A 17,353-nucleotide genomic window follows, 5' to 3' on the forward strand; every position below is an offset into this window, starting at 1 on the left:
TTAGGTTGGATGCGATGAGTGAGCTTGAAATTCAGAGTGCTTCGAGACAGGCGGCCATCCCCTGCCCTCCGCCGACGCAGAGGCTGATGACGGCGCGTTTGGAATCGGTGGCGTGAAGCTGATTGAGCGCGGTTTGCACCAGACGAGCGCCGCTGGCGCCGACAGGGTGGCCGAGCGCGATGGCACCGCCGCAGGCGTTGATCTTGGCGGGGTCGATTTCGCCAAGCGGAGCCTCCAAACCGGCACGGCGGGCGCTGGCGGGATCAGCGAGGCATTTCATCACCGCCAGCACCTGCACGGCGAAGGCCTCGTTGATCTCGATGACATCAGCGTCATCGAGTTTCCAGCCGCCGCGATGCAGCGCGGCATCCATCGCGCGCACCGGGCCAAGTCCCATGCGCACGGGGTCACAGCCGGTCGCCGCGTAGCTGACAAGACGACCCAGCGGTTTCCAGTTGTGTGCGGCAGCAGCTTCTTCCGTCGCGACAAGCAGCGCCACGGCACCATCCGTGATCTGCGAGGAGTTTCCGGCGGTGACACTGCCGGTGAGCGTGTCGAAGAGTGGCTTGAGTTTCGCGAGTTTTTCGAGGCTGGAGTCACTGCGGATGCCGTTGTCCGTCGAAACGATGATTTTGCCGAGAACAGGGGCGATCTCCTGATTCAGCAGGTGATTCGCCTGCGTGGCGCGAAGATGTGACCGCATCGCAAAGGCGTCCTGCATGTCACGCGTGATGCCAAACTCCCGCGCAAGCACTTCGGCAGTCTGGCCCATGTTCAGATTGGAAACAGGGTCGGTCAGGCCGAGCTTGAGGCCGATCACAGGCGCGAAATCAGCCGGGCGGAAATTAAGCATGGCCTTGGCGCGGCCGGTGAAGTCACGGGCGCGACTCATGGCGGCGAAATTGGCCGCCGCATGCTCGGAAAAGTAGAGCGGCATGTGGCTCATGCTTTCCGTGCCGCCAACGATGAAGACCTCCCCCTGCCCCGCGCACATCTTCGCATGCGCAAGCGTGATCGCCTCCAAACCGGATGCGCAATTGCGATGCACGGTCATCGCGGGCTTGGACTCCGGCAAACCGGCGCGCAAGGCGATGACGCGGGCGATGTTCATCGCGTCCGCAGGCTGGCCGACGCAGCCGAAGATTGTCTCATCGACCAGCATCGGATCAATGCCGGTGCGAGTGAGTAGCGATGCGACCGCGTGCCGCCCGAGTTCGACGGCGTCGAGATGAGCGAGATCGCTTCCAGCACGCGAGAACGGCGTGCGGACAGCCGAGACGATGACGAGTGAGGGAGTTTTCATGAGCTGAGGGCGAGTTGAGGGTTGGGGACGGGTTTCGGGCGGTGATCGGCGATTTTTTCCTCCTTGAGAAGGCGGCCGATGCCGAGGTGCTCGCGCATTTCGGCAAGCGTGTGAAAATGCAGCTCGTTCGGGGTGATCTCCGTGGCCTCGTGGAAACGGCGTGAGACGGCGCGTTCGAGATCAGACTCCTGCACCCCCGGCTCGGCGCTGAGGTGGAGATGCACCTCGTCGGTTTCGAGCGGATCATCGTGCCGCTTGCGCAGCTCGATCTGCCAGGCGGAGATGCCGCGCTGATCGTCGAGCAGGTGCTCCAGCACGTTGAAGTTCACCAGCGTGCCTTTGAGCTTGTCCATGTTCAGCTCTTTGACTTCGCTCACGCGTGAGATGGGACCGAGCAGGCGCGGGCAGGTGCGGCCGCAGTTGGGGCACTTTTCCCAGATGAGGCCGCCTTCGGCGATGTCTCCGGTGCGGTAGCGCAAAACGACGGTGCCGCGAGCGTTCAGCGGCGTGAAGACGATCTCGCCGGGATGACCATCGGGGACGAGTTCGCCGGTTTTCGGGTCGATGAGCTCGACGAGACCAAGATCGGGACTGAGATGATAGCCAAACGAATCATGCGACTCGCCCACGCATTCAGGGAAGGCCATTTTTGCCTCGGTAAATCCATACGTCGCCATCACATGCACATCGGGGCTGCCGAGTGCCGTGGCGAGATCACGCAGCCGGGCGCGGAGGCCCTCGGCGACTTTTTCGCCGCCGAGGACGAGACGTTTCAGATTGGTCCAGCGTTTGCCGCTTTCATGCGCCTCACGCAGCACATGGTAGATGAAGGTGGGCATGCCGATGAGGATGTCTGGCTGGATTTTGTCGATGAGCTTGATGTTGCCATCGGTGCCGAGCGTCTTACCACCGCCAGTGCTGAGCATGAAGGTGCCAAAGCCGAGTCCCGCGTGATGCGCGAGCCAGAAGGCAAGGTGCGGTGCATACGGAAAGAGGTTCATGTGCCGGAACTCGCGCTGCGAGCGGCCAGCGAGCATCAAACGAGTGCCGCTGAGGTCGAGGTTGGCCAGATCGTGCTTCGTGTAGAGAAACGGCACGGGGTCTGAGCTACGCCCCGTGGTGCTGGTGAGCAGAATTGGGCGAAACTCAGCTTCGGCGTGTTCTTTCGCGGCAGCACGTCCATGCAGCAGCGCGTCAAAGATCATGCCGGGCTCGCGCCGCAACACGGCTTCATTGGGCATGAGCACGAAGTCACGCGGATTGGCGAGATCGCGCTTCGAGGTGAATGGCACATGACTCCAGTCGTCGAACGACTTGATGTCGAGCGGGTGGATGCCGTGTTCTTTAAACAGGCGTCCGTAATGCGCGCTGAACGGGATCACGCGGCGGTTCAGATAGTCGCGCAGTTGCGCGATCTGCCAGTGCTTCCAAACTTCAGGCGGCGAGGTATTCCATTCGGGTGTGTGATGGAGCAATTTCATGGCTGATTGTCTCCTGGTTGATGGTTGCGGGGCTAAGCAGGGCACGGATGGCAGGCAGCGCTGCGGTTGCGGCATCGCGACCGGCCTGCAGGTAGTGCCCGAAATTTTCAAAGTCATGCCACGTCGAGGTGGTGAAGCGCGGATGGATCACCACATCGGCAGCGGCTTCCTCTTTGGCGATGAGGCGAAGCTGCGCGGCCATCAAAGCACGGCGGAAAGTGTCGAGCACGTTGCCATAGGCGAGGAGGTTCAGCTTGCGCCAGATCGAACGGAAGATGCGGACGAAGATATTGCCAGGTGCCTTGTCCCTCATGCTAAGATCACCATTGAGGCTGGACTCGAAATCGCCCGGCATGGGCATGACATTGACCGCGATGATGTGATCGAGATGCAGGCGCTTTTTGAGCAAGGTCACTGGCAGCGGCTCCGAGGTGCCGCCATCGGTGTAACGACGGCCATTGAGATGGACAGGAGCGCAGATGGCCGGAATCGCCGCGCTGGCATGCACGGCTGGCGAAACGGGGCCGGAGTCAAAGACATGCGGCGTGAGTCGGTCGAGGTCAGTGGCAACGATGAGGAGCGGCCTCTCAAGATCAGCAAAAGTCTTGGTGCCAAGATCACGCTCGAAGTGACGACGGATTTTTTCACCTCGAATAAGCCCCTCGGAGGGTGGAATCACAAAATCGAGCAATGCCTTGAGGGCTTTTCGGTCTTTGATTTCGCGCGCCCGGGCTTCGAGCTGCACACCATTGAGCCCGGCGGCCCACAGCGCTCCCACATAGGCCCCCATGCTGCATCCAGCGATGGCGGCGATCTGAATACCTTCTTCTTCAAGCACCTGGATCACTCCCGCGTGCGCCAGACCGCGTGCGCCGCCGCTGGAGAGCACCAGGCCGATGCGAGGCGCTCTTTCTCCCCCTGAGCCGTGCTTGTGGCTTTCTTCGGCACGGCTCCATCCTCGTGAAGGAAGGTGGAGGTTGGCGTTCATGGCCTGCGGTGGTTGTTGGTGATTTAGAACATCGCGCCAAGAAAAAGATTCAAATATTGAGTGTGAATTTGCTTGCCCCCATGAGCGACGCCCCTCCACGCCGGGTTCATAGCGCTCTTGCCATTAAAATAGCCCAAGATCAGCGGCACCGCGCCTTAACCCAGATTCATTTCTTCTTTCTGATGCCAAGGGTTTCGGAACCTTCAGGGCGATCTCCCGAGCAATAAGGAGTCATCGGCTGTCGATGGAAGCCAAGACTCTGCCTTGCATCATTCCCTGACAGGCTGAAAAAACAAAAAGCCGGACGGCGGGATCCGTCCGGCTTTTTGCAAAGTTTTTTTGAGGAACGGATTACTCCGCGTTTTCCTCGACATAGCGGACGACGTCGCCCACAGACTGAAGCTTTTCAGCCTCCTCGTCGGGAACGTCGATGCCGAACTCTTCTTCGAAAGCCATCACCAACTCGACGGTGTCGAGGGAGTCGGCTCCGAGATCTTCGATGAATTTGGCTTCGGGGGTGACCTGCTCGGGATTCACGCCGAGTTGTTCAACGATGATGTCTCGGACTTTTTCTGTGATGTTTTCTGCCATAGAGAGGGGGTGGGTGAGTGGGGCGGAGCTTTAGCGGCTGACTATGTTTTGGCAAGGGGAAAATCGCGGGTTTTTCCAGTGGTGAAAAACAACGTCACAAAGCGCTGTCCGCCGGAGCTTCCACTTCGGGCGGCGTGGCGCTGACCTTTTCGATCAACTCACCGCTGAAACGACTGAGCAAACGCTCCAGCACCTGATCGGCTCCGGCGAATTTCAAATCGTCGATAACGGCGCGCTTTTCCGCGCCCGCCGGGGTGCGATGCCAGGCGTAGGCGAGGCCTTTGTGATCCCACTTGCGCTTGTCGATGCGGAAGACGTCTGAGAAGGCGATTTTGACGCCCTCGGGGGTGATCCAGTGGTCGGCCTCGGCGCGTAGGAGTTTGCCACGGTTCAACAAGAGCACTATGCCGGTGATGAGCGCCCCGGCGATGCAGCCATATCCAAACCAAAACTGCTCGGCGATCTCGCGGTCGCTGTAGAGCTTCGGATCTTCGTCCCAGCCGTTCTGGGCGGCGTGGCTGACCCACTTCGGCGGCTCGCCCTCGCTGCCGGTGGGCAGGCCTTTCGCCTTCGCGTCGGCGATCCACTGGTCGAGGCGGCCTTCAAGCTTCGCTTTGTCAAAGGATGGCAGGAACTCGGTGGTGAACCATTCCTTCTTCTGCGCGAGGGCGACGGACTTCGGATAGCCCCACACGCCGTCGTAGAGGAAAACCAGGCCGAAAACGAGCATCAAACCTGCGAGCATGCCCATGCGACGGAAGTACCAGGGCGTCACACGGCAGACAATGGGGGCGGCAGGATCTGCCGGGCTTGAGGAGGGGGATTCCATGAGGCATGACTCAATCGCAGCCGCAAGCAGGCGCAACAGCGGATTTTGTGTGACAAAGTGCGCACGGTTTTGCAACGTCTCCGCGCTTCCCTTGCGCCGCCTGTCGCGTAAGAGAAGGCAAACCCCACACAAAACACCATGATTGTCTTCGATCCCTTCTACATGCTCATCTGCCTTGGCACGACCGCGCTGGCCCTGCTGGCCTCGTGGCGAGTAAAGAGCGCCTACAACCATTATTCCCAGGTGCCGGCCAGTTCCGGCATGTCCGGCGCGGACATCGCCCGGCGCATCCTGGACCTCAACGGCATCCGCGACGTGACCGTGGAGTCCACCCACGGGCTGCTGAGCGACCATTACGATCCGACGAACAAGCGTCTCGTGCTCTGCGAGGAGAATTACCACGGCAGAAACGTGGCCGCGCTGGGCGTGGCCGCACATGAGGCCGGGCATGCCATCCAGCACCAGCAGCTTTACGCGCCACTACAATGGCGCATGGCGGCGGTGGGCATCACCACCATCGCGGGGAACATCATCCCCTTCCTTGGCATGGGCCTGCTCTACTTCGCGCCACGCGTCGCCATCCCGGTCCTCGCGGTGTGCTTTGGCATCGTGATGGTGTTCCAACTCATCACGCTGCCAGTGGAGTTTGACGCCACTGCTCGTGCAAAGCGCATTCTGGCGAGCACCGGTGCCATCTCCCCCGGCGCGGAAACTGCCGCGATGAGCAAGGTGCTGGACGCCGCCGCCCTAACCTACGTCGCGGCCTTCATCAGCGCCCTGGCCACCTTCCTCTATTACGTCATGCACATGCTGGGCGGCCAGCGTGATGAGGAATAAGCAGCGCGGATAAGCTTTCCACCACGGCGGCGTATGAACCTCATGCGCCGCCTTCTTTTTGCCCTTGCCCTGCCCTGTTTTGCCTGCGCCGATGAGATTCCGCCCATCCGTGGCCTGAGCCGGACGAATCTGCTGGAATACAAAACTGCCGACGGCACAAAAAAGATCGCCGCGACACCCGCCGAGTGGGACTTCCGGCGCAAGGAGGCGCTGGCGGGCTTTCAGCAGGTCGCCGGTCCCCTGCCTGGAGCGGAGATGCGCTGTGCGCTCGATCCGCAGGTCATTGAGGAAGTCGATTGCGGCAGCTATGTGCGCCGCTTGATCACCTACACCTCGCAGCCGGGCGGGAAGGTGCCGGCTTATCTGTGCATCCCGAAAACAGCGCTGGCCGGAACGAAAATACCTGCTGTGCTCTGCCTGCATCCGACGGAGAATAACATCGGCCACATGGTTGTGGTGGGGCTTGGCGGCAGACCTCACCGCCAGTATGCGCAGGAGCTGGCGGAACGTGGCTTTGTGACGCTGTCACCGAGCTATCCGCTGCTGGCGAAGTATCAGCCGGACCTGAAGGCGCTCCACATGCCCAGCGGCACGATGAAGGCCATCTGGGACAACGTGCGCGGCCTCGACTACCTCGAATCGCTGCCGTTCGTGGACAGTGCGCACGGCTTTGCCGCCATCGGCCACTCGCTCGGCGGTCACAACGCCATCTTCACCGCTGTGTTTGACGAGCGCATCCAAGTCATTGTCTCAAGCTGTGGCTTTGACTCGCTGCTGGACTACTACGGCGGCAACATCAAAGGCTATGTGCAGGAGCGCTACATGATGAAGATGCAGGACTACCTCGGCCGCCCGCAGGACGTGCCCTGGGATCATTACGAGCTGATCGCCTGCCTCGCACCGCGCCATGTGTTTGTGAACGCGCCGCTGAAGGACGCGAACTTCCGCTGGCAGAGTGTGGACCGCATTGCGACCGCAGCTCTGTCCTTGTTCAAGCTGCACCAGGCGGAGTCACGACTGAAAATCGCCCACCCCGACTCCGACCACGATTTCCCGGACACCGAACGCTTCGCCAGCTACGAGCTGATCAAGCGCGTGCTCCGGCCTGCTCAATGATGCGCACCAATCGCGGGCAAAGCAACGATTGGGAAAACTCCGCGCCGAGCGCCTGCGCCGCCACGTTCACCGGACGCGGCCCGAGCTGAATCGCCGAGCGGATTTGCGCCACGATCTCACGCGTGTCGCCATTGCGTGCTGTGCGAGCATGCAGCGGATCATTAAGACGCCGCGCAAGATCCGCTCCATGGCTCTGATCCGGGCCGATGAAGAGAAAGGGAATGCCCAGCGTGAGGATGTTGTAGATTTTGCAGGGATGCACGATGCCCACAAACGGCTCGCCCATGACGACGAGATGCAAATCCGCCGAGGAAAGCGAGCCAGAGAGCTTCTCCATCGGCTGATACGGCAGGCAGGTGATGTTCTTCAGCGCCCGCTCCTTCGCAAACGCCTGCACCTTCTTGAACTCACTGCCGCCGCCCACAAAGAGGAAGTGAAGCCGCGGCTCCGACTTCAGTTCATCTGCCGCCGCCAGCACTCCATCCAACGGATGACAGGGGCTGTGATTCCCCGAGTACATGACGATGAACTTGCCCGTGAGACCGTGCTCTGCGCGAAACGCCTCACGCGCCGCAGGATCGTAACAGACCGCCTGATCGTGCGACCAAGGCGCGTCGGTGTGGATCACGTCTTCACGCACGCCCTTGGCCTTCAAACGCTCCGCCATGAAGCGATCCAGCGCGATGATGCGCGACGCCTGGCGAAAGCTCCAGCTTTGGATGAAGGTCAGCGCACGCTCAACAATACCACCGGCCTTGAGCCATCCCGCTGCCACCGCCTCATCAGGATTCAAGTCCATCACCCAAGGCACGACCGCCCCGCCCTTGAGTTTCGCCACCGCGGTGCCTAACGTCGAGATTAATGGCGGCGAAGTGAGGCAAACCGTCACGTCCTGCCGGGGCAAAAAAAAGAGAATGCGTTTCGCATTCCCCCAGAACATCGCGAAATCTATCAGCCGCCGCCACTTGGCTTTTTTACCGAGGCCAGGCGTCCAGATGCGACGGATGTTGATGCCCTGCCAGGTTTCGCGCACCGGATAGCGGATGCTGGGATCATCATAACCGCGTGACGAAGCCACCACGGTGACTTCGTGACCGCATTTGACCAGCTCCAGCGCCAGATCGGTGAGATGCTGCGCCGTGGCGACGTGATCCGGGTGGAAGCACTGGTTGAGCAGCAGGACTTTCATGATCGCAACGCCAGAAGCGTCAGCCGCGCAGTTTGCCGGCCTGCTGCTCTTCCAAGAAGGACTGGTAAGTGCGTGCCAGCCCTTCCTTGAGCGAGATGCGCGGCTGCCAGCCGAGGGAGTTCAGCAATGAGGTGTCGAGCAACTTGCGCGGCGAGCCGTCAGGCTTCGAGGCATCCCAGACGATCTTGCCCTGGAAGCCGACAACCTCGGCCACCTGTTCCACCAGCTCACGGATCGTCTCATCCGTGCCACAACCGACATTCACGAGGTCCGGCGGGTTTTCCAACCGCAGCAGGAAGGCGCAGGCGTCCGCCAGGTCGTCCGCGTGCATAAACTCGCGGCGCGGGCTGCCTGTGCCCCAGGCCGGCACCTCGGCCAGGCCCGCTTCTTTTGCCTCGTGGAAACGGCGGATGAGCGCCGGCATCACATGCGAGTTCTGCGGGTGGTAGTTGTCGCCCGGGCCATACAAATTGGTCGGCATGGCGGAGTGATAAACCACGCCGTACTGCTTGCGGTAATACTCCGCCATCTTCAAACCGGCGATCTTGGCGATGGCGTAGGCCTCGTTGGTCGGTTCGAGCGCAGAGGAGAGCAGGCAGTCCTCACGCATCGGCTGCGGAGCCAGTTTGGGGTAAATGCAGGAGCTGCCGAGGAACAGCAGACGCTTCACACCACCCAGCCACGCGCCGTGGATGCAGTTCGAGGCGATCGCCAGGTTCTGGTGGATGAACTCCGCCGGGTAGGTGTTGTTGGCGTGAATGCCGCCCACCTTGCCCGCCGCCACGATCACCACGTCCGGCTTTTCCGCCGCGTAAAATGCATGCACCGCCGATTGGTCGGTGAGGTCGAGTTCCTTGCGGGTGCGGGTCAGCAGAGTGACGCCGGGTTCATTGGCAAAACGGCGCACCAACGCGCCGCCCACCATGCCTGTGTGTCCTGAGATAAACAGCCTCATCATTTTCCGAGATTCTTCACTTGGGCCTCGTGCTCCGCCAGTTTCAGGTCGGCTTCAACCATGATTTTCACCAGATCTTTGAACCGCACCTTCGGCTCCCAGCCCAGTTGCTTCCGCGCCTTCTCAGGATTGCCGATCAAGAGGTCCACCTCCGCCGGGCGCTCGTAGCGCGAGTCATGCACGACGTGCTGCTCCCAGTCGAGACCGAGCAGGCCAAAGGTCTCCTGGCAGAACTCCCGCACGCTGTGGGTTTCATTGGTGGCGACGACATAATCGTCAGGTTTCTCCTGCTGAAGCATGAGCCACATCATCTCCACATACTCTCCGGCAAAGCCCCAGTCGCGCTTCGCGTCGAGATTGCCGAGGTAAAGCTTCTCCTGGAGGCCCAGCTTGATGCGTGTGGCCGCCCGGGTGATCTTGCGTGTGACGAAGGTCTCGCCACGACGCGGACTCTCGTGGTTGAAGAGAATGCCGTTCGAGGCATGCAGGCCGTAGCTCTCGCGGTAGTTCACCGTCAGCCAGTAGGCGAAGACCTTCGCGCAGCCGTAGGGGGAGCGCGGCCAGAAAGGCGTCGTCTCCGTCTGCGGCACTTGCTGCACCTTGCCATACATTTCCGAGGAGGAGGCCTGGTAGAAGCGCGTCTTCTTATCCAGCCCGGTCTCACGGATCGCCTCCAGGATGCGCAGGGCACCCAGGCCGTCCACGTCCCCGGTGTAACACGGGATGTCAAAGGACACCTTCACATGCGACTGCGCCCCGAGGTTGTAGATTTCATCCGGCTGCAAATCGTAGAGCAGCTTCACCATCTGCACCGCGTCCGAGAGGTCGCCGTAATGCAGAAACAGGCGCGTGCCTGGAACATGCGAATCCTGGTAGATGTGATCAATGCGGCCGGTGTTGAAGCTGGAGGAGCGGCGGATGACGCCATGAACCTCGTAGCCTTTTTGCAGCAACAACTCGGCCAAATAGGAGCCGTCCTGTCCGGTGATGCCGGTGATGAATGCTTTTTTCATGAATGATGAGTCGGGAGAACTGGATTTAGGCGTTTTTCCAGCAGCCGCAATGACAGCATGATCTCCGCGAGGGTGCGTTGAAAGGTGTAAAACCAGCCCGCCCAGCCATCGAGGGCCGCACGGCGGAATACCAGCGTGTAAAAGAACACCACCACCGGCCCCAGGATCATGCTGCGGCGGATACGATCCTGCGGGCTAAGTTCCGAGGGCGCAAGAGCGAGTAATTTATCAGCTTCAAGCTTTGCATACTTGTCCTGGGAGGAAAACCAGCGGGAGAGCGGCTTGCGGTCATCGTGGTCGATCTTCGTGGCCAGAGCCGCGCTCTGGCCGGGGATGCGCAGGATCTGGGTGTGACCGTCCGGCACATAACGACAGCAATCCTTGCGAAACAGCGCGGCACGCGGCGGGTAGAGGCATGAGCGCAGCGGCTTGCCAAAAATGAGATAGCGGAACGAGGCGAAGAAAGCATCGCAAGGTGTCTCGGCAGGCAGTGCGGCGAGTTCATCCTCGAATCCGGGGCCGAGAACGTAATCACAGTCGAGAGAGAGCACCCAGTTCGACCGGATGGCATCGACACCGAAGTTCCACTGCGTGGTGTGGTCGTCGAACGGCCGCACGAGGAAACGAACGTTGGAAAACTCCGCCGCGATGGCCGCCGTGGCGTCGGTACTGCCGCTGTCAAGCACCACAACCTCCGCAGCCCAGCGCAGACGCTCCAGGCAGCGGCGCAGGTTGGGCTCCTCGTTCCAGGTGAGGATGAGCGGTGTGATGAGGTCAAGATTCATCCGGCGGCAAGTAGTGGCTCCAAGGCTTGGCAAAGAGAACAACGATATTCCTGAGTGGACAACATTCGGGACTTTTCTGCGGCCTTGTGTTTCATCTTTGCCAGGGTTTCAGGCGACGCGGCCAAAAACATCAGACGATCGGCCAACTGAGCTGCATCGCGAATAGGAATGATGAATCCTTCCACCCCGTCGGTGATCACGTCTTCAAACCCCGAATGAGGGGTCGTGATGACAGCCAGCCCTTGGGACATTGCTTCCAAGACACTTAGAGACATGCCCTCATAAAGAGTCGGCAGCACCAGCACGTCATGCTGGCGCATGAGATTCATCAGCTCGTTGTTAGGAAGTCCGTCAATGTGGCGATGACTTTGAAGGAATGCCTCAAGAGCCGGACAGTTCGTTCCATTCACACGACGGCCCACAATCGTGAGCGACACCGATCTGAGTGCCTGGAGAGCCTCCGCGAGGTAGGACAAGCCTTTGGCCTGTGTCAGATTTCCCACAAACAAAACACGCACTTGGTTTTCCGTGGATTCGGTCCTGGTGGCGGGATCCGATTCTTGAGCAGGCAACGAGCGGCCATAGGCCACCACTCTCACACGCCCGCTCACATCGAATGGCAGTTCCTCAAGAGAGCGTTTCACAAACTCACTCGGGACAATGATCATGTCCGCAAGTCTGAGTTCCTCGTCTCTTCGGGCTTGCACTTGGGGCGGCGAATTTTTTTCCGATAATGTCGCCGCCCACTGTGGCTGGCGCTGTTTTTCCTCCGCCATCAGGCGTTCCTTGGTGCGCCAGCCCGGCGTCGGCATTTCATAGATGCATTTCAGCCCTTTCTTTTTGGCCGCCTGAAACGTGAGCAGGCTGGAGTCGATGTAGCCATAAACCGCGCGGATTTTTCGGCCAATGCGCACGGCTTCGGCCACTTTTTGATCAAAACGAGCGGCAGCCTGCCTGATCAGCCTTTCCTCATCCACGAGAGCAGGCGGCATCCATCGGCGCAGGATCAGCCGTCGGAGCTCTGGGAATACGTGCCGTCGGAGATAAGGACGGGTTTCCGCAGGGAATGAACGGCGGCGCAGCTCTCGGGTGAGGCTGGAGGGCAGCAGCCAGTCCGCTATTCCATCCTGGTGCCAGCTCAGGGTCGTGTGCAGCTCGGAAAGCCAGCCACGCGCCACAAACGCGGCGGCGGCGTCCTTGCTGTTCGGATTGCCCGTGATGTGTGACATCAAAATCATCGGCGGAGCACGGACTCGTATAGATCTTTCAGCCCCGCCCCCATGGCCTTGAGCGAATAGCGGTTGATGGCGGTTTGTTTCGCGGCCTTGGCGAGCCGAGCACGTTCACCGGCGTCGCCTAGCAACGAACGCATCGCTTCTGACAGCGCCGACTCCTCACAAGCCACTGCACAAACCGCCCCGTCCGCCGCCGCCTCGACGGCAAGCGCCACTTGATCGGTCGAGATGCACGGGAGACCGGCGGCCATTGCCTCCAGCAGCGCGATGCCGAAGTTTTCGGAGTGCGAGGGCAGCACAAAAAGCTCAGCGGCGGCAAACGCGGCCAGACGCATCTCCCCCTGCATGAATCCGGCCCAGGTGATGTGTTCTGAGATGCCCAGCTCCTGCGCCTGTTGTTTCAAGCCTGCCACATACACCGGATCACCCTCTCCGCAGATGATGAGACGTGTATCTGGCTGCTGGGGCCGGACTTTGGCAAAAGCAGCGATGAGAAGGTCCAGGCCCTTTTTCTCATCAATGCGGGAAAGGAAGAGGAGGTTCCGTGTGGCGGCGGTTTCGGGAAATCGAGCGCTGAAAACCGAGCGTGGCGGCAGCGAGTCGAAAGGCGCAAGGTCGATGCCGATGGGGATCACGCGCTGAATGTTCGTGAGGCCGAAGCGGGCGGCATCCTCCAGCTCCATGCGGCTGGTGTAGTGCATGGCGGCGGCTTTTTTGAGCATGGGCAGGTCGAACAAGCGAAACGAGAGGGCTTTGACGAGCCTGCGGCGGTTCTGCATGCCCCAGCGGTTCAAAACCCCCAACGGACGCACAATGTAGGGCACCCCCCGCGCCGCCGCCACATGCCCGGAGACCAGACTGGCGAAGGAGAACACGGCGTGAATGTGTACCACGTCAAACTCATGCACATGAGCCTGGAGCCAGCTTCGCAACGGCAGCGAAACCTTGTAGAACTCGGTCTGCTTCGGGAAATACACCACGCTCCAGCCGTCCTGCGTCGTTTCGACGCCGTGGATGATGCCAGGGAGTCGCCTGCCAGGCCCGTCGTCATCCGTGGTGGCGGCGACGATTTGCACCTCATGCGGCTGCAACGAACGAACCATCGCCGGCAGGGCGAAACTGGGGCCTCCAGACGTTGGAGAGAGCGAGGGGATGACATGCAGCACGCGCATGGGTCAAAGCAGTCCGTGGCGCTCCAGCCAGGTGTCGAGCATGAAGATGCTCCAGCGCTGGTACCAGGTTGGGTTCTTGAAAGGGGCGCGGGCCGTGGCGCGGGCGAAGGCATCCCCCCATCCCTTTCCTAGCCATTTTTCAAACGGGAAGACGAATCCACGCTTGGGAGCCTGGGACACCCAGGACGGGATTTCCGGCACCGCGTCCAGCAGCATCTGCTTGCCAGAGCGCAGCCGCAGCGCGGCTGGCACGCGGGCCACACGGCGGAAGAACGTCTGATCCACCAGCGGAACACGCAGCTCCAGGCCGTGGGCCATGCTCATCACATCGCTGTCCTTGAGGAGCTGGTTGCGCATGTAAAAGCGCAGCTCACATTCGCTGACGGCATCACGCGGATCCGCCGCCAGTAGAGTGTGCTGGGGCGATGGATGGATGTCTCGTGCCGAGCTATGCAGATATCTGGCGGCAAGAATCCGCGCCTCATGCGCGGAGAAAATGCCACGGAAGCAGCCATAGGCATCCCGTATGCCCCCCGGCGTGCGCAGTAGCGAGCCGATGCGCCTGGCACGGCTCGCAGGTGCCAGGCGCTCGATCAACCAACCGGAAGCCTGGACGATGCCGGGCAGAAGCCGCGCGGCCTGCGTGGCGGCAGCCAGCCGGGGCACCGCGTCGAAGCTCTTGTAGCCGCCAAACATCTCGTCCCCGCCGAGGCCGGAGAGCACCACCTTCATGCCGCGCTGATGAGCAAACGAGGCAACGGTGTGGGTGTTAAAACCGTCGATGCTCGGCTGGTCCATCGCCCGAAGAAATTGCGCTAACTCGTGACGGGCCGTCTCCGCGTCCAGCCGCATCTCCTCGTGCCGCGTGCCGAAATGCTCCGCCGTGCGCCGTGCCACGCTGCTTTCGTCCAGCCCCGCGTCATCCACACCGATGGAGAAGGTGGCGATGTCATGCTGGCCGACCGCCCTGGCCAGGGCGGTGAGCGCGGTGGAGTCGATCCCACCGCTGAGGAAGATGCCCACGGGCACATCGCTGACAAAATGGGCGCGAGTTGTGTCGAGCAAGGCCGCGCGCACCTCGGTCACGGCCTGGGCGGCGGACATTTCTTCGGAGTGAAACTCAACCTGCCAGTAGCAGCGCTTGGCGAGACGTCCGGCCTCCCAGAGGAGGTAATGACCGGCCTCAAGACAATGCACATCCATCAGCAGGGTCTGCGGCTCGGCCACGGAGCCGGTTTTGAAATATCGCATCAGTGCACCGGGATCGATCTCGCCGACCGTGAGTCCCGCCTGCTGCAGCGGACGCAGTTCGGAGGCGAAGGCGAGGCGTCCGCCACGCAGTGTGTAGTAGAGAGGTTTGATGCCCAGCGGGTCACGCGCCAGGAAGCAGCGCCGCTGCCGGTCGTCCCAGATTGCAAAGGCAAACATGCCGCGCAGGCGTGCCAGCATGGCCTGGCCTTCATGTTCATAAAGACGCAGCAGCACCTCCGTGTCAGTGTGGGTGGTGAAAGTCACGCCCTCACGCTCCAACTCGGAACGCAGCTCACGGAAATTGTAGATTTCCCCGTTGAAGGTGATGTGCAATCCGCGTTCCGGGATGCTCATGGGCTGATGTCCGGCGGCTGACAGGTCCAAAATGGACAAACGCACATGAGCCAGACCGGTGCTGCTGTCGGTCGAAATCCAAACTCCCTGATCGTCCGGGCCGCGATGCCTCATGGCGGCGTTCAACTCCGCGAGCTTTGCGCGCAGTTCGTCTGCGGGTGCGGGCTGGGTGTCAATGATGCCGGCAATGCCACACATAAATCAAAAAAATCCTCCGTCAGGAGTTCCCGGCATGCGGGCCTGCCAACGCACCATCACGTCCTCTGCGGCGGTCGTGAAACGCCGCACTCCTTCCTCCAGACTGTTGCCAGCCACCTTGGAACGGGCGGCGGCCTGCATGGCGCGGAACTCCGCCTCAGGCAGGGTGAGGGCGGCCTCCATCGCCAGTTCAAAATCGCGCCCCGCCCCTGCCTCAACCAGCCAACCCGCCTGCCGGTCTGACAGAAACTCAATGGCGGCCCCGGTGCGGTCCGTTCCGATGGAGGGCATGCCGGAAGCAAGCGCCTCCACCAGCGCCAGCCCCCAGCCGTCGTAACGTGAGGGGAAACAGAAAATCGAGCCCTGAGCGTAGCATTCAGGCAGCTTTTCCCAGGCTTGAAAGCCCAGCCAGGTCACACGGTCGGAGCAGTGCAGAAGCATGTTCCGCATCTGCACCTCCATGTCTCCCGCGCCCGCCAGCACCAGCCGGGCCTGCGGATGCCGGGCGGCCACACGGGCAAAGGCTGCGGCCAGCAGATCACTTCCCTTGCGATGCGAGAACGAGCCGGAATAGAAAAACACGCGCGGCATGTCCGGCTGACGCTCCACCTGGGAGAAACGCGCCAGGTTTGAAAAGTAAGGGATGTTTTGATAGCTGCGGCTGCGGCCAAACTCGCGCTGGTAACCCTCCACGCCAAAACACCCCACCGCCCAAATCGGTGCCGCGTGGCGGTGCAGCGGTTTCAGCAGAAACCAGCGGGCAGTCACCCCGAGCAAGCCTGTCTGAAAAAAGCCAGGGCGCTCACCCCAGAAGACCCAGGGCTTGCGCTGCCGCGCCCGCTCACGGATCGCCCGCAGTGCGAACCAGTCCGTGTAATAATTAAAGATCACCAGGTCCGCCTTGCGGATCGCCTCCAGCGCATCCTGGCGCATGTGCGGAGTCTCGGACAAAATCAGATGATTGTGGGCGATGTCTGACCTCTGCCACTGACGGGCGCGATCCTGGCTGGTCAGATACACCACCTCGAGATGAAAGCCTCCCGCGGCTGAGAGAGCGTTGAAAAACTCCACCTGGTAAGGAGATGTCAACTGGGTCAGCACCAGGATGCGGGGCGCCACCGGCCATTTGTCCGCAGACACTGAGCTGGCGGCCGGAAGGCGTTGCGTTCTCGTTTCACGCTTGATCAGCGGGGCCAGATCCTCCGCCAGCAACCGGCTCACCCTTGCGTAGCCAAACTGCGCCACCACTGCCGCCCGAAGCGCCGCCGGGGCATGCCAAAGCGCCCCCTCCGGCTTCTTGTCCAGCACCTGGCAGATGGCGCTGGCGATCTGGAGCGCGTCGTTCGGATCCACCAGCACCCCGAGCCTGCCCTCGTCCAGCGCGTCCACCGACCCGTCTTGATTGCCAGCGATCACCGGCTTGCCAGAGGCCATCGCCTCCAAAAAGACAATGCCAAACCCCTCCTTGCTGCTCGGCATCACAAAGACGTCGCACAGGCGGTAATGATCCGCCAGCTCGCAGCCAGGGACATGACCGGCCAGAATCACATTTTCCTGCAACCCACGAGCGGCCACGGCCGTGCGCAGCCCCGGCAGATCATCCCCGGTGCCGACGACCAGATAGCAGGCCTGCGGAAACCGCCGCCGCACCGTCTCCAGAGCCACCAGCACCTGACGATGCCCCTTGTAGCGTTCAGACAAGGCCAGACGGCTGACGGTCAGGATGATCGGCTGGTCCGGCTTCAAGCCATAGCGCCGCAGCAGATGCTCCGGCTTCGGCCCGACGGCAAAACGCTCGGTTTCAAAGGTGTTGGGCACCACGCTCACCCGCTCCGGTCGGATGCCATAGGAATGGATCACCGCCTGGCGCGTATGGCGGCTCACAGCCATCAAATGATCCGCCCCTCTCAAAGCCTGCACTCGGAGGCCTGGACGCAGGTTCCAGGCCTCAATGCCGTGCAGCACGCTCATCACCCGCACACCCCGCAGCCACTTCAGCCAGCGCAAAGCGGGCAGAAAATGCAGATGCGTTGTCACCGCGCAAACCGGCCGCTCC

At 61.4% G+C, this 17,353-nt stretch carries 15 protein-coding genes; 2 read left to right on the plus strand and 13 right to left on the minus strand.

The features are described from left to right. Positions 1 to 31: 31 nt before the first annotated feature. From ACILSI_RS14610 to ACILSI_RS14630, 5 genes are all read right to left on the minus strand, one after another. Positions 32 to 1,303 carry a thiolase family protein gene (locus ACILSI_RS14610; RefSeq protein WP_395722628.1) on the minus strand — a complete coding sequence of 424 codons (1,272 nt, stop codon included), beginning with the start codon at positions 1,301 to 1,303 and terminating at the stop codon, positions 32 to 34. Further along, entirely contained in the window at positions 1,300 to 2,784 is a 1,485-nt protein-coding gene (locus ACILSI_RS14615) for a phenylacetate--CoA ligase family protein (protein WP_395722629.1), read from the minus strand. Before ACILSI_RS14615 ends, ACILSI_RS14610 begins: the two co-directional genes overlap by 4 nt. Then, positions 2,738 to 3,772 carry a patatin-like phospholipase family protein gene (locus ACILSI_RS14620; protein ID WP_395722630.1) on the minus strand — a complete coding sequence of 345 codons (1,035 nt, stop codon included), beginning with the start codon at positions 3,770 to 3,772 and terminating at the stop codon, positions 2,738 to 2,740. The genes ACILSI_RS14615 and ACILSI_RS14620 overlap by 47 nt, the downstream gene beginning before the upstream one ends. 351 nt (positions 3,773 to 4,123) lie before the next feature. Further along, positions 4,124 to 4,363: an acyl carrier protein gene (locus ACILSI_RS14625; RefSeq protein ID WP_294381303.1), complete on the minus strand. Its 240-nt coding sequence runs from the start codon at positions 4,361 to 4,363 to the stop codon at positions 4,124 to 4,126. A gap of 94 nt (positions 4,364 to 4,457) precedes the next feature. Continuing rightward, positions 4,458 to 5,192, minus strand: coding sequence for a hypothetical protein (locus tag ACILSI_RS14630; protein WP_395722631.1), 735 nt, complete (start codon positions 5,190 to 5,192; stop codon positions 4,458 to 4,460). Between the two features lie 138 nt (positions 5,193 to 5,330). Here ACILSI_RS14630 and ACILSI_RS14635 point away from each other — a divergent pair, with 138 nt between their 5' ends. After that, positions 5,331 to 6,029, plus strand: coding sequence for a zinc metallopeptidase (locus ACILSI_RS14635; protein WP_395722632.1), 699 nt, complete (start codon positions 5,331 to 5,333; stop codon positions 6,027 to 6,029). A 42-nt stretch (positions 6,030 to 6,071) separates the two neighbouring features. Beyond that, positions 6,072 to 7,145, plus strand: a complete 1,074-nt coding sequence (locus ACILSI_RS14640; protein ID WP_395722633.1) for an alpha/beta hydrolase family protein — start codon at positions 6,072 to 6,074, stop codon at positions 7,143 to 7,145. Here the strand turns inward: ACILSI_RS14640 and ACILSI_RS14645 are convergent. The 8 genes from ACILSI_RS14645 to ACILSI_RS14680 all read right to left on the minus strand — a co-directional run. After that, positions 7,117 to 8,334 carry a glycosyltransferase family 4 protein gene (locus tag ACILSI_RS14645; protein ID WP_395722634.1) on the minus strand — a complete coding sequence of 406 codons (1,218 nt, stop codon included), beginning with the start codon at positions 8,332 to 8,334 and terminating at the stop codon, positions 7,117 to 7,119. The two genes, ACILSI_RS14640 and ACILSI_RS14645, sit on opposite strands and share 29 nt — an antisense overlap. Before the next feature lie 19 nt (positions 8,335 to 8,353). Further along, on the minus strand, positions 8,354 to 9,289 hold the full coding sequence (locus tag ACILSI_RS14650) for a GDP-L-fucose synthase family protein (RefSeq protein WP_395722641.1): 936 nt from the start codon (positions 9,287 to 9,289) through the stop codon (positions 8,354 to 8,356). Further along, positions 9,289 to 10,302, minus strand: a complete 1,014-nt coding sequence (gene gmd, locus ACILSI_RS14655; RefSeq protein ID WP_395722635.1) for a GDP-mannose 4,6-dehydratase — start codon at positions 10,300 to 10,302, stop codon at positions 9,289 to 9,291. The genes ACILSI_RS14650 and gmd overlap by 1 nt, the downstream gene beginning before the upstream one ends. Further along, positions 10,299 to 11,087: a glycosyltransferase family 2 protein gene (locus tag ACILSI_RS14660; RefSeq protein WP_395722636.1), complete on the minus strand. Its 789-nt coding sequence runs from the start codon at positions 11,085 to 11,087 to the stop codon at positions 10,299 to 10,301. Before ACILSI_RS14660 ends, gmd begins: the two co-directional genes overlap by 4 nt. Then, a complete protein-coding gene (locus ACILSI_RS14665; protein ID WP_395722637.1) occupies positions 11,084 to 12,316 on the minus strand; it encodes a glycosyltransferase family 4 protein in 1,233 nt (410 codons plus the stop codon). Before ACILSI_RS14665 ends, ACILSI_RS14660 begins: the two co-directional genes overlap by 4 nt. A 5-nt stretch (positions 12,317 to 12,321) precedes the next feature. After that, positions 12,322 to 13,494, minus strand: coding sequence for a glycosyltransferase (locus ACILSI_RS14670; protein ID WP_395722638.1), 1,173 nt, complete (start codon positions 13,492 to 13,494; stop codon positions 12,322 to 12,324). Between the two features lie 3 nt (positions 13,495 to 13,497). Beyond that, the gene (gene asnB / locus ACILSI_RS14675) at positions 13,498 to 15,297 is read right to left on the minus strand and encodes an asparagine synthase (glutamine-hydrolyzing) (protein ID WP_395722639.1); all 1,800 of its coding nucleotides are present in this window, start codon (positions 15,295 to 15,297) and stop codon (positions 13,498 to 13,500) included. A 3-nt stretch (positions 15,298 to 15,300) separates the two neighbouring features. Then, on the minus strand, positions 15,301 to 17,353 hold a 2,053-nt coding region (locus ACILSI_RS14680; RefSeq protein WP_395722640.1), incomplete at its 5' end, for a glycosyltransferase.

It is taken from the genome of Prosthecobacter sp. (assembly GCF_044232965.1).
GTDB lineage: Bacteria > Verrucomicrobiota > Verrucomicrobiia > Verrucomicrobiales > Verrucomicrobiaceae > Prosthecobacter.